The sequence below is a fragment of the Anaerococcoides asporogena genome (assembly GCF_029590275.1).
GTDB lineage: Bacteria > Bacillota > Clostridia > Clostridiales > Clostridiaceae > JG1575.
In genome coordinates this window covers 3,554,562-3,567,161 of sequence record NZ_CP120965.1, presented here as the reverse complement: position 1 = coordinate 3,567,161, position 12,600 = coordinate 3,554,562, and the positions used below count along the sequence as shown (strand labels likewise).

The window sequence follows — 12,600 nt, the reverse complement described above, 5'->3', positions numbered from 1 at the left end:
GGAGAAAGAACGGTATCCTTCGCAGAAAAGTGCGCAAAGAACCCCCTGAATCCCTGCCGGCAGGGGATTCAGGGGGAAGCAATCGGTGATTCTATTCGACAGCGGGCAGCAGGCGCTGTTCTGTGACAGAGAAGAGTCCTTCCACTGTGAGCTTGACTTCGGGAATGACGGGCAGGGCCATGAAGGCCAGGGAGAGGAAGGGGTTCATCGGTTCGGGAATGCCCAGGACCTGATGGGCAATGCGGTCCATCTCTTCCAGGCGGGCGGCTACTTCCTCGATGGGGGCTTCCGTGAGCAGTCCCGCAATGGGCAGCTCCAGTTCCGCCAGTATCCGGCCGTTTTCGACCAGGACGATGCCGCCGCCGATTTCCCCAACCCGCTCGATGGCCCGGAGGATATCGGCATCGCTGGCTCCGGCGCAGATCAGATTATGGGCATCATGGGCAATGGTGGAGGCGATGGCGCCTTTCTGAATGCCAAAACCGTCCAGGGCACAGATCCCGGCCAGGGGCAATGCCCGGTGGCGTTCCAGACTGACCAGCTTGGCCATGGCCTGGCCGTAGGGGAAGTTCTCCGATTCGATCCGGCCCTGTTTCAGCCCGGTGACCAGGCTGCCCGGCGACATCACCAGGGCGCGGTAGGTCGTGCCGGTCAGGCGCAGCGCCTCTTCCGTCAACGGCTGAAACCGGACGGAAGGGCTCGGCCGGTCCAGCAGCGGAAGCGCAAAGTCTACAATCTGCCCCTTGCGGCAGACCAGCCGGCCCCCGGCATAAACCGCTTCGATGGAGACATCGGCCAGATCATCGAGGATCAGGAAATCAGCCCGCCGGCCCGGCGCCAGCGCACCGCGGTCCTCCAGACGGTATGCCTGGGCTGAGTTGAAGCTGGCCATGACATAAGCCCGGGCCGGGTCAATTCCGTGGCGGGTGGCCAGTCGGATCAGGTGGTCGATGGTGCCGTCGCGCAGGATATCAAAGGGTTCGATGTCATCGGTGCAGAAGAAGCAGCGGCGCCAGTTATGGTCATTGACCGCCGGCAGCAGCGCCAGAGCGTTCTTGGCGGCCGTGCCTTCACGGATCTGAATGTACATCCCCAGCCGGATCCGCTCTTCCATTTCCTCCCGGGTGGAGCATTCATGCTCGGTCTGGATGCCGCTGCCCACATAGGCATTCAGGGCTTTCCCCGTAATGCCCGGAGCGTGGCCGTCGCGGGGCCGGTCGGAAAAGGCCGCCAGCTTCTGAGCGATGGCTTCGGATCCTTGGAGCAGCGCCGGAAAGTCCATCATTTCCCCCAGACCGTGCGCCGCTTCATGGGTTTTCAGGCGGCTCATCTGCTCCGCGGTCAGTTCGCTGCCGGCATGGTCAATGGGCGCGGCCGGCACGCAGGACGGAATCATGAACCGGAAATCCAGCGGCAGGCCCCGGGAGGCGTCCATCAGCCAGCGCACGCCGGCTTCCCCCAGGACATTGGCAATTTCGTGCGGATCCGCCATTACCGTGGTGACGCCGTGGGGCAGCACCCCCCGGGCATACTGACCCGGGGTCACCATGGCCGATTCGATGTGCATATGGCCGTCCAGAAAGGCCGGGACAATCCAGCGGCCGGAGCAGTCCAGCTCCGTGACGCCTTCGTAGTCACCGATGCCGGCGATCCGCCCATGGGCAATCGCCAGGTCGGCCTGAAAAAACTGGGCATTGAATACATCCAGCAAATACGCGTTCTTAAGGACCAGGTCAGCCCTGACCCGCCCGGCTGACGCCTCCAGCAGTGTTCTGTAGTCCATGGGAGATCCTCCGTTGGTCGATTTCTCATTTTTCTTATGACTATTATAGCTGATTCCATTGAATCAGACGGATATTTTTTCCGGAAAGCTAAAACCGGCAGCCGCGCTTTTGACGCGGCTGCCAGCCATTACTCCCGCAGCCGGGGTTCGGGCAGAATCTCCCCCTCCAGCATGCGCCAGCGGATTTCCGCGGGATCCCCCGTGAACACAAAGCGCGACAGCCGGTCGGTGAGACTCATGGCCTTGATCCGGCAGGCCGCCGAATCGTCGATGACCAGAAGGTCGCACGAGGAGCCTTCCCTGAAATCGCCGCAGTCGCCGAAGAATTTTCCGCCGCCCCGCGTGCCCATCCAGAAGGCTTCCGCCAGACTCAGCGGCGTCTGTGCCGGATCCTGACTGAACAGCACATTGGATGACTGCATGGCCGCCACCATAACCCGGGGGATGGACAGGGTATTGCCGCCGGCCACGTCCGTGCCCAGCGCCAGATGGATATTGCCCTGCCGGAGCAGCCGGGCCGCCGGCATGATGCCGGAGGACATGTTCAGATTGGCGGTGGGGCAATGGGCCACAAAGACCTCGTCCCGGGCAAACCGCGCCACTTCCTCCGGTACATTATGGATGCAGTGTGCCATGATGGTCGCCTGATCCCGGATCAGACCGTGATCACCGTAGACGTCCAGGTAGTTGTCCGATTCGGGATGCAGCTGCTTCACCCATTCCACTTCATCCCGGTTCTCGTTGAGATGGGACTGGACCGGCACGTTGAATTCCCGGGCCAGTTCCCCCAGTCCGTCCATCAGCGCCTCCGTCACCGAAGGGACAAAGCGGGGCGTAATGATGGGCTTCACCTTCGGCGAAACCCCGGCGTACTGCTCCAGCCAGCGCCGGGTTTCGGCCAGCGACTCTTCCGTGGTTTCAGTCAGTGCCTCGGGCGCGTTGCGGTCCATGTTGATCTTGCCGACGAAGGCGGCCAGACCGGACTCGAGGAAGAGATCCATCAGAATGGCTGTGGCCTCCTGGTGCACCGTGGAGTAAACACAGGAACGCAGACTGCCGTTGCGCCACAGCTCCCGGACAAAGCGCGAATAGACCAGATTGGCGTACTCCGGATCCTGGTAGGCCGCCTCCAGCGGGAAGGTGTAGCGCTCGAGCCAGGGCAGAAGCGGCATATCCATGCCCAGCCCCATGTTGGGGAACTGGGCGGCATGGACATGGAGATCGGTGAAGGCGGGAATGATGAGCGATCCGCTGTAATCCCGGACCGGAATTCCAGCCTCGGACTGCGCAAAGAAGCCGGCGCAGCGGCCCTCCCGAACCAGCAGACAGCAGTCCGGCTGTTCCGACAGGTGATCGGGCCGGTCGGCATGGATGAAATCCCCTTTGATATAGAATGTCTTCATGTCAGTTACCTCGCTTCGGTGGGAGAGAGCGCCAGCGCTTTCAGCACCCGGTCGGGCGTCGCCGGGATTTCCCGGATCCGGACTCCCGTGGCGTCATAAATGGCGTTCAGGATGGCCGGGGCCACATAAGTCATGACCGGTTCGCCGATTCCCTTGGCGCCATAAGGCCCGGTGGCTTCCGGCTGCTCTATGATGACCTTCTTCAGATCCGGCATATCCATGGAAGTGGGAATGATGTAGCCGGTAAAACTGTTGTTCTTGATCCGGCCCTGGTTCAGGCCCAGATCTTCCATCAGGGCATAGCCCAGTCCCATGGCGAAGCCCCCGTCCATCTGGCCCTCGACCATAACCGGATTGATGGCCCGGCCGACATCCTGGGCGGAGATGGCGTCTGTCACCCGGACCTTGCCCGTGGTGATGTCGACCTCCACTTCCACACCGCAGGCGCCGAAGGTGTAAGGCCAGTAAGGATTGCCCTGGCCCGTGGCCGGATCCATCTTCGTGGTCTGGGCCGTGAAGACGGCTTCCGCGCGCAGCGGAAGCTCCGGAGTATTCTTCGCCAGCTCTTCCCAGCTGCAGTGCCGGGTCGTGTCAAAGCACAGCTGCACCCCGTCCGCCGTCATGTCCAGCCCCACCGGTGTGTTCAGCTTCAGGCAGATCCGGGCGGCTTCGGCCAGCTGGGCTTCCATTTTCTGAGCCGCCAGGCGGATGGCGTTGCCGGTATTGTAGGTCTGGCGGGAGGCGGCGGCGGTGCCGGCATCCGTAGTCACCCTGGTATCGCAGGTATAGGCATCAATCCGGTCCACGGAGCAGCCCAGCGCTTCGGCCGCGATCTGACGCATGGCCGTATCCGAACCCTGACCGCATTCGGCGGCAGAGACGAAGAGGTTGAACCGGCCGTCGGCCTTGAATTCGATCTGAGCCGTGGAAACATCAGGGAAGCCGTTGCCGTAGCCCGTACCATAGAACGCCAGGGCGATGCCCCGGCCTTTGCGCAGGGCCGGATCCGAAGGCAACGTCATCGGCCGGCCGCGGAAATAGTCCTCCACCGCGTCCAGGCAGCGGTCCAGCGGAACGGTGTCCAGCAGGTTCTGGCCCGTGGCTGTGACGGAATCCTTGCGGTACATGTTGATTCGCCGGATCTCGGCGGGGGAGATGCCAGCCTGCCGGGCCAGATCGTCCATCTGCGGCTCATAGGCCAGGGGCGACTGAGTCGCTCCGAAGCCGCGCATGGCACCGGCATAAGGATTGTTGGTATAGATGGCGTAGGACTCGATGTCCACATTGGGGACGTGGTAAGGACCGGTGCCGTGAACGCCGCACTTGCGCATGACATTCACCGCCCAGGACGCATAGGCACCGGTATCGCCGTAGAACCGGGCCTTTACCGCCGTCAGCCGGCCCGACTCGTCACAGGCCGTTTCGCAGTCCATGCTCACGGCATGGCGCTTGGAGTGGGCATAGAAGGATTCATCCCGTTCCAGGACACACTTGACCGGCGCGTTCAGCCGGTACGAGGCCAATGTCAGGTGGATCTGCAGGGAAATGTCTTCCCGGCCGCCAAAGGCCCCGCCGATGGCGGGATTGAGATAGCGGATCCGATCCTGGGGCAGATCCAGGGCTTCGGCGATTTCCGTCACGTCAAAATGGGGGTACTGGGTCGATACTGAGATATGCAGGATCCCGTCCTCCATCCAGGCCAGTCCGGCTTCCGGCTGAAGAAACATGTGCTCGACCGAGTTCAGATGATAGGTGTTGCGCGCCACGTGGGCGGAGGCGGCAATGGCCGCGTCGGCATCGCCCTTTTTCAGATTGTACTGATACAGGAGATTGGGCTGACCCTCATGGACCAGATTCTCGGTGTCGGCCATGGCTGCGCGGGCGTCAAACAGTCCGGGCAGGATGTCGTAGTCCACCCGGATGCGGTCCCGGGCCGCTTCGGCCTGTTCCCTGGTATCCGCCACGAGGAAGGCCAGGGGATCGCCAATCCGGCGCACTTTATCCCTGGCGAAGACATCGTGGTCTTTGAACATCACGCCGTGTTTGTTCAGACCCGGCACATCCTTCCAAGTCAGAATCAGGCGGACGCCGGGCATGGCGGAGGCTTCCGCCAGATCCAGCCGGACGCGGGCATGGGCTTCGCGCGAGCGCAGGGTGACGCCCCAGAGCATGCCGTCGCGGTACAGATCCTGGGGGTATAAGGTCTTTCCGGTGACTTTGCCCGGGGCATCCACCCGGAAAACCGAAGCACCGACGCTGTTATGCTTCATCTTCGTCACCTCGCAGACGGCGGGCAGCCAGCCGGACGGCCTGTTCCATCTTCAGGTAGCCGGTGCAGCGGCACAAGTTGCCGGAGAGCCCTTCTTTGATGGCAGCGGCATCCGGGTCGGGATTCCGATCCAGGATGGCTTTGGATGAGAGCACCATGCCCGGGATGCAGTAGCCGCACTGGACGGCGCCGACCTCGATGAAGGCCTGCTGCACCGGATGGAGCGTATCTCCGTCCGACAGGCCTTCAATGGTCAGGATCTCCCGGTTTTCACACTGGAAGAGCAGAACCAGACACGAATCCACCGGCTTACCGTCCAGAAGGACGGTGCAGGCGCCGCATTCCCCTTCGCCGCAGCCTTCCTTGGTTCCGGTCAGGTGCAGTTCCTCCCGGATAAAATCCAGCAGGCGCATTTCTCCCGGTCCATCCGTGGTCACCGGTTTGCCATTGACAGTCAGATTCATTGGTTGTCCCTCCTCGAGTTGAGTGTGCGCAGCGCGTGGCCCAGCAGGCCCATGACTGCTTCCCGCTTGAACGGCAGGGTCGAGCGTCCCGCCAGCCGGCGGGCGCAGGCTTCGCTCAGAGCGGTCTGAGCCCGCGCGATGTGTTCGTCGTCCAGGAGCTGGTTCGTCAGAACATCCTCGGTTTCCGGCTCGCGCTGGCCGGTTTCGCCCAGTGAGCCCGAAGCGATCCGGACCTTGCCCAGACCGTCGCCAGCCGGCTCGGCGTAAACGGCCAGGCAGATCCGGGAAATGGCCAGCGCTTCGCGCAGGCCCAGTTTTTCAAAGACCAGCTCCGCGCCTGGCGCCACCGGTCCGAATTCAATTTCCCGCAGCAGTTCCCCGGGAAGCAGGCAGTTGTGCCCTTTGCCGGTAAAGAACCCGGACAGCGGAACCACCCGTTCCACGGTCTGGCCGCTTTGGCGCGATGCCAGCCGCAGCCGGGCATCCAGGGCCAGGAAAGGCGGTACGATATCCGCCGCCGGCGAGGAGTTGCAGACATTGCCGCCGATGGTGGCCGTATTGCGGATCTGGGGTGATCCCACCTGTCGGGCGGCCTGCTTCAGACCGGACAGCCCCTCGGGCAGCGCGGCTTCCAGCAGCTCGCCGTAGGTCAGGGCCGCGCCCAGACGCCAGCGGCCGTTCTCTTCGGTCACCGTTTTCAGTTCCTCTACCGAAGAGATGTCCAGCAGCGCCGCGGGGTGTGCCTTTTTTTTGCGCAGTTCAATGACCAGATCGGTGCCGCCGGCCAGAATTCTGGCACCGGGGTGAGCTTCCAGAAAATCCAGGGCCTGTTCCACCGAAGCGGCTTTGAGTAAATCCATATTAATACCCCCATAAGTGAGTGTCGGTTTCAAATGGCTTTCTGTTAAAAAGATTCCGTCGACTTTATAATAATATGAAAACGGAAAAGATTCATTAGAGAAAATCACCAAATCACCCCGACCCGGTTTATTTGCAAACCGGACCCGGCCGGCACCGGTTCCTCTGGCGCCGGGCAAAGACCCCGCAAAGCCGCAGGCAAGCCATTAGCCGGTCTGGGGCAGCCAATGGCGGGTCCGGGACTGCCGACCGGCGGGCGTCCGGCGAGGCCGGTCCGGGATGGCGGGGCTCCGGGGGAAGGAATGGGAGCGGATCCGGTCCATTCGGCCGGCAGTAAGGACCTTCGGGATAAATGGCTGTTTTTTCAGTGATTGGAAGTTGTTTGTAAGAATTCTATAAATACAAACGGTTACAACTGATGTAAAATGTAAGGGAACGGAGAGTTGATTATGAGTAAATATGTGGGACTGACCATCAAGGACATCCTGGGTCTGCCCGCGATGAAGGATGCCCGGCTGCTGGCCGGCGATCCGTCGGGCGGGGATCGGATCCAGCTGATCAATATCATGGCGGACCCGGAGATCCTGGACTGGATCGACCGGGGCCAGATGCTGGCCATGACGGCCTACATCCTGCCGGGCATGTCCGGCGAGGAACGCCTTCACTTTTTCCGGACCTGCCGGGACAAGGGCGTGGTCGCCGTCGCCATCAAAATCAAGCCTTATCTGGAGCAGCTGGATGGGGCCATTCTGACGTTCCTGGAAGAAACGGGCTTCCCCGTCATCGAAGTGCCGCAGGATGTGCCGCTGGCCCAGGTCAACGCGGAGGTGGCCGGTGCTCTGTTCAGCCGCCAGGCCAACATCATCGAACGCTTTGAAAACATCCACCAGCGGTTCATGGATATCATCCTGTCCGGGGGCGGCCCGCCAGAGATCGTATCGATTCTGTCGGACTACATTAATAACCCGGTGTTTTTTGAGGTGAGCTATTCCAGGGAACTGATCACCAGCTGGCGCTCCCTGCGGGACGAGGAACAGGAACTGATCCGCAAGGACTACGAACGCTTTCGCAGCGACCGCATCCGGCGCAGCGAACGCCGGATCACGGAACAGGAATTCGCCCGGGACGGGCGCCGCATCCGGCGCAAGAGCATTCCCATCGTTCTGCGGGACAACATCTACGGGTATCTGACCAGCTGGTCCTATGACTCGGACCTGACGGGGTCGGACCTGTCCGTCATGGAAGTGGCAGCCACCGTGCTTAGTCTTCTGATCATGCAGTCGCTGTCGGTTCGGGAGGTCGAGGTCAAATACGCTTCGGAATTCTATGAGGACCTGGTGGCGCAGGATCCCCAGCGGGTGCGCCGGGCCATGGAGTCCCACTCCTATTTCGATCCGGCCGCGCCGCTGCACTATGCCGTGCTGCGGGCGGAACTGATTCCTCTGGGCGGAGAGGAAGTGGAGGAGCATCTCAATCTGGCGGTGCGCCGACTGATCCATTACCTGACCCCGGAACTGGAAGGGCTGCGCTACGCCTTTGAACTGGACGGACTCATCGCGACCCGGGCCAATGCTGTCAGCCTGCTGCTGGCCTTTGGCCAGAGAAACGCCTACCGGCCGGTGATGACCCGGCTGGCAACGGCGGTGAACGACATCATGCTCCGTCATTTCCCCGGGTTCGGGGTCAGCATCGGCATCGGCCGGCTCAAGGAATCCTACGAGAACATCCGGGACAGCCACGAGGAAGCCCGGCGCAGCCTGGCGGTCAGTGCCCGCTCCGGTGATTCGGGGATGAGATTCTACGAGGATCTCGGCATCTACAGCCTGCTGCTCGGTCCAGGACAGGAAGAGGAGATCCGGGATTTTGCCCGGCGTTACCTCGGTCCGCTCGAGGCCTACGACGACCGGATGAAGGGCCAGCTCTTCGACACTCTGGAAGCCTATTTCAAGACCGGAGGCAATCTCATGGAGATGTCCCGGGAACTCTATCTGCACTACAATTCGGTTTTATACCGGTTAAACCGGATCCAGGAGATTACCGGCCTGAATCTGGAAGAGGAAGACCAGAAACTCAATCTGGCCGTTGCGCTGAAAATCAGAAAATTGCTCCCATTGGAACAAATCAAGGAGGGACAGGAATGACATCAAAGGTCGTTGGGACCAGTCAGGTCCGAAAAGACGCGGTGGACAAGGTAACCGGAGCCGGGCAGTATACGGATGATTTCTTCATCCCGGGCCTGCTGACGGGCCGGCTCGTCCACTCACCCCACGCCCATGCCAGGGTCGTGCGGGTCAACAAGGAAAAAGCCCTGGCGCTGCCGGGCGTCGTGGCGGTCATCTGCCACACCGACCTGCCGGATGTTAAGTATCCGACGGCAGGCCATCCCTATTCACTGGATCCCTCCCACCGCGATGTGGCGGATCGTAAAATCTTTGCCGATGTAGCCCGCTATGTCGGCGATATTGTCGCCGGCGTCGTGGCGGAGGATGAACTCACCGCCCGCCGGGCCGCCCAGCTGGTCGAAGTGGAGTACGAAGTGCTGCCCTTCGTCCTGGATCCCAGGCAGGCCATGGCGGATGGCGCTCCGCAGCTCCATGAGGGATTCCCTCGTAATGTGCTGGCTTCCTTCGGCAATACCTACGGCGATACTGCGGCGTTCATGAAAGAAGCGGCCCATTGTGTGGACGCCACCTATTCCACCAACATCGTGCAGCACGCCCAGATGGAAAACCAGACAGCCACGGCCCACGTCGACAGCCACGGCCGCATTGTCATCACCAGTTCCACCCAGATCCCCCACATTGCCCGGCGCATCGTCGGACAGGCCCTGGATCTCCCGTGGGGTCAGGTTCAGGTGATCAAGCCCTACATCGGCGGCGGTTTCGGCAACAAGCAGGATGTCATTGCCGAGCCGATTGTGGCCGCCATGACCCTGAAATGCGGCGGTCGGCCGGTCCGTCTGACCTATGACCGGGAGGAAGTATTCACCGACACCCGCACCCGCCATGCCGTGGAGATTACCTTCCACAGCTGCCTGGATGCCAGTCACAAGCTGCTGGCGACCCATGTCGAGGGCATCAGCAACAACGGCTCCTATGCCTCCCACGGCCATTCCATCATCATGGCCGCCACCAGCAAGTTCCGGCCGCTCTATCACTGGCAGGCCTTCCGCATCGAGCCCAAGACCGTGTACACAAATCTGCCCACGGCCGGTGCCATGCGCGGCTACGGCGCGCCCCAGATGACCTTTGCCCTGGAATGCCACATGGATGATCTGGCCCGTCAGTTCGGTCTGGATCCCATTGACTTCCGCCGGCACAACCTGGTCCGGGTCGGCTATGAAGATCCGGTAACGCATAACCGGGTTGCCAGCTTCGGCATCCCCGAATGCATCCGCCTGGGCATGGAGCGCTATGACTGGACCAATCGCCGGCGGGCGCTCGAGAACCAGACGGGTTCCAGACGCCGCGGCCTGGGCATGGCTCTGTTCAGCTACGGTTCCGGCACCTTCCCGGCCGGCCTGGAAATATCCGGTGCCCGGATCTCCCTGAACCAGGACGGTTCGGCCACCCTGATGGTGGGCGCCACCGAGATCGGCCAGGGCGCTGACACTGTTTTTGCCCAGATGGCCGCCGAGACCATGGGCATTTCCTATGACAAAGTCCACGTCCGGTCCACCCAGGACACCGACCTTGCCCCCTTTGACACCGGAGCCTATGCGTCGCGCCAGACCTACATCGTCGGCTTTGCGATCCATAAGGCCGCCACTCAGGTCCGGGACAAGATTCTCAAGGTGGCATCCCGCATGACGGGGCGCTCCATCGAGAACCTGGATACCGAGAATGACCAGGTGGTGGATGCCCGCACCGGCGAACCGGTGATCTCCATCGCCGATGTTTCGCTCAACGCCTATTACGATCTGATGCACGCCGAGCCCATTACGGCGGATGTGTCCAACAATGCCCGGATCAATACCTTCTCCTACGGCGCGACCTTCTGCGAGATCGAAGTGGATCTGCGCACCGGCAAGATCGAAGTGCTCGATATCACAAACTTCCACGACTGTGGCACCGTGATCAACCCCAAAACCGCCGAAGGCCAGGTTCTGGGCGGCATGCACATGGGCATCGGCCAGGCGCTGACCGAGGATCTCAAGTTTGACCCGGCCACCGGCCGCTGCCAGAACCCCAACCTGCTGGACTACAAAATCGGGACGGCCATGGACAACAACGGCCTGCACTGCGTCTTTGTTGATTCCTATGATCCCACCGCGCCCTACGGCCAGAAATCCCTGGGCGAACCGCCCACGCTGTCTCCGGCTCCGGCCATCCGCAATGCCCTGCTTCATGCCACCGGCGTTGCCATGAACTCACTGCCGCTGTCTCAGCAGCGGGTGTTTGAAGCCATCAAGGCGGCCGGCCTGCTGATGGAAAAGGAGGAAGACCATGCTTGATCTGAAAAATGTCTATACGCCCTCCAGCCTGGAGGAAGCACTGGCGCTCATGGCGGAGCAGAAGCTCCGGCCGCTGGCCGGGGGTACGGATCTGGTTGTCGATCTGCGCAATAAGGTGCTGGACAATACCTCCGTCGTCGCCCTGGGCCGGATCGAAGCGCTGCGCGGCATCCGCCGGGAAGGGGATTCCCTCTGCATCGGAGCGCTGACCACCTTCACCGAGATTATCAATTCGGAGCTGATTGCATCCCACGCGCCGGTGCTGGCGGAAGCTGCCCGCACCATCGCGGGACCCCAGATCCGGAATGCGGCCACCATCGGCGGCAATGTCGCCAACGGCGCCGTATCGGCGGACTCGATTCCCTCCCTGCTGGTGTATGATGCTGTTGCCCGGATTCAAAGCGTCGAGGGGAAGCGGGAAGTCCCGCTGCAGGACATCTTTACCGGACCGGGCAAGACCAATCTGAAGCAGAATGAACTATTGACGGGACTGCTTCTGCCGGTGGAGGAACTGGCCGGACTCAAGGCCCACTATATTAAGTACTCAGTGCGCAAGTCCATGGACCTGGCGGTGCTGGGCGTCGCCGTGGGCCTGTCCGTAAAGGACGGAGTCATTGAGCGGCTGCGCTGCGCCCTGGGCGTGGCGGCTCCGGTTCCGCTGCGGCTGCTACGGGATGTCGACTGGGCCGGACGCCAGCCGGATGAGGCGCTGGTGGAGGAGATCCTGGCGGAAATCGAACGCTCGATTCAGCTGCGGGATTCCTGGCGCGCCTCGAAAGAATATCGCGAACATCTGGTCCGTGTCCTGATTCGGGACGCATTCAGGCACTGCCTGGCTCAAACGGAGGGAATAAAGTCATGAACCGAACCATTGAATTTACTCTGAACGGGAAACCCACCCGGGTTGAGATCGACGAGCGGGAAACGCTGCAGGAAGTCCTGCGCGGCCGGCTCCATCTTACCGGACTGAAAATCGGCTGCGGCGTCGGCGAATGCGGCGCCTGCACCGTGATTCTGAACGGAATTACCATCGATTCCTGTCTCTATCTGGCCGTTCTGGCGGAGGGCGCCGATATCCGAACCGTGGAAGGCCTGGCCCAGGAAGGCAAGCTCAACCCGGTTCAGCAGTCCTTCGTCGAGCACGGCGCCGTCCAGTGCGGCTTCTGCACCAGCGGGCTGGTGCTGACGGCCACGACGCTGCATGAATCCGGCAAAAAACTCAGCCGGGAGGATATCAAGCGCGAAATTACGGGGCATCTTTGCCGCTGCACCGGCTATGAACATGTGATTGACGCCATCGAGGAAGTTTGTCAGGGCGAACCAAAAACCGAATGATTTTGTCAAATTTAATTGGAAGATTCGATGATCTA

At 61.6% G+C, this 12,600-nt stretch carries 9 protein-coding genes; 4 read left to right on the top strand and 5 right to left on the bottom strand.

Annotation, left to right across the window (positions count from 1 at the left end; all coding sequences use genetic code 11):
* Positions 1-91: 91 nt before the first annotated feature.
* From ade to P6M73_RS16265, 5 genes are all read right to left on the bottom strand, one after another.
* On the bottom strand, positions 92-1,783 hold the full coding sequence (gene ade, locus P6M73_RS16285; RefSeq protein ID WP_277854065.1) for an adenine deaminase: 1,692 nt from the start codon (positions 1,781-1,783) through the stop codon (positions 92-94).
* Positions 1,784-1,911: 128 nt separating this feature from the next.
* Complete coding sequence (locus tag P6M73_RS16280; protein WP_277854064.1) at positions 1,912-3,186, bottom strand: amidohydrolase family protein; 1,275 nt, start codon at positions 3,184-3,186, stop codon at positions 1,912-1,914.
* A gap of 5 nt (positions 3,187-3,191) precedes the next feature.
* Positions 3,192-5,456: a xanthine dehydrogenase family protein molybdopterin-binding subunit gene (locus tag P6M73_RS16275; protein WP_277854063.1), complete on the bottom strand. Its 2,265-nt coding sequence runs from the start codon at positions 5,454-5,456 to the stop codon at positions 3,192-3,194.
* Positions 5,446-5,919, bottom strand: coding sequence for a (2Fe-2S)-binding protein (locus P6M73_RS16270; protein WP_277854062.1), 474 nt, complete (start codon positions 5,917-5,919; stop codon positions 5,446-5,448). Before P6M73_RS16270 ends, P6M73_RS16275 begins: the two co-directional genes overlap by 11 nt.
* Positions 5,916-6,779, bottom strand: a complete 864-nt coding sequence (locus P6M73_RS16265; protein ID WP_277854061.1) for an FAD binding domain-containing protein — start codon at positions 6,777-6,779, stop codon at positions 5,916-5,918. Before P6M73_RS16265 ends, P6M73_RS16270 begins: the two co-directional genes overlap by 4 nt.
* Positions 6,780-7,226: 447 nt before the next feature.
* Here P6M73_RS16265 and P6M73_RS16260 point away from each other — a divergent pair, with 447 nt between their 5' ends.
* From P6M73_RS16260 to xdhC, 4 genes are read left to right on the top strand one after another with little or no spacing between them, the layout of a single operon-like run.
* Complete coding sequence (locus P6M73_RS16260) at positions 7,227-8,918, top strand: PucR family transcriptional regulator (RefSeq protein ID WP_277854060.1); 1,692 nt, start codon at positions 7,227-7,229, stop codon at positions 8,916-8,918.
* Positions 8,915-11,230 carry a xanthine dehydrogenase subunit XdhA gene (gene xdhA / locus P6M73_RS16255; protein WP_277854059.1) on the top strand — a complete coding sequence of 772 codons (2,316 nt, stop codon included), beginning with the start codon at positions 8,915-8,917 and terminating at the stop codon, positions 11,228-11,230. The genes P6M73_RS16260 and xdhA overlap by 4 nt, the downstream gene beginning before the upstream one ends.
* The gene (gene xdhB / locus P6M73_RS16250; protein WP_277854058.1) at positions 11,223-12,092 is read left to right on the top strand and encodes a xanthine dehydrogenase FAD-binding subunit XdhB; all 870 of its coding nucleotides are present in this window, start codon (positions 11,223-11,225) and stop codon (positions 12,090-12,092) included. Before xdhA ends, xdhB begins: the two co-directional genes overlap by 8 nt.
* The gene (gene xdhC / locus P6M73_RS16245; RefSeq protein WP_277854057.1) at positions 12,089-12,565 is read left to right on the top strand and encodes a xanthine dehydrogenase subunit XdhC; all 477 of its coding nucleotides are present in this window, start codon (positions 12,089-12,091) and stop codon (positions 12,563-12,565) included. The genes xdhB and xdhC overlap by 4 nt, the downstream gene beginning before the upstream one ends.
* The last annotated feature ends 35 nt before the right edge of the window (positions 12,566-12,600 follow it).

Bases quoted from the DNA above. Each gene is read 5' to 3' on its own strand.
- ade (WP_277854065.1), bottom strand. From the start codon at position 1,783: ATGGACTACAGAACACTGCTGGAGGCGTCAGCCGGGCGGGTCAGGGCT.
- P6M73_RS16280 (WP_277854064.1), bottom strand. From the start codon at position 3,186: ATGAAGACATTCTATATCAAAGGGGATTTCATCCATGCCGACCGGCCC.
- P6M73_RS16275 (WP_277854063.1), bottom strand. From the start codon at position 5,456: ATGAAGCATAACAGCGTCGGTGCTTCGGTTTTCCGGGTGGATGCCCCG.
- P6M73_RS16270 (WP_277854062.1), bottom strand. From the start codon at position 5,919: ATGAATCTGACTGTCAATGGCAAACCGGTGACCACGGATGGACCGGGA.
- P6M73_RS16265 (WP_277854061.1), bottom strand. From the start codon at position 6,779: ATGGATTTACTCAAAGCCGCTTCGGTGGAACAGGCCCTGGATTTTCTG.
- P6M73_RS16260 (WP_277854060.1), top strand. From the start codon at position 7,227: ATGAGTAAATATGTGGGACTGACCATCAAGGACATCCTGGGTCTGCCC.
- xdhA (WP_277854059.1), top strand. From the start codon at position 8,915: ATGACATCAAAGGTCGTTGGGACCAGTCAGGTCCGAAAAGACGCGGTG.
- xdhB (WP_277854058.1), top strand. From the start codon at position 11,223: ATGCTTGATCTGAAAAATGTCTATACGCCCTCCAGCCTGGAGGAAGCA.
- xdhC (WP_277854057.1), top strand. From the start codon at position 12,089: ATGAACCGAACCATTGAATTTACTCTGAACGGGAAACCCACCCGGGTT.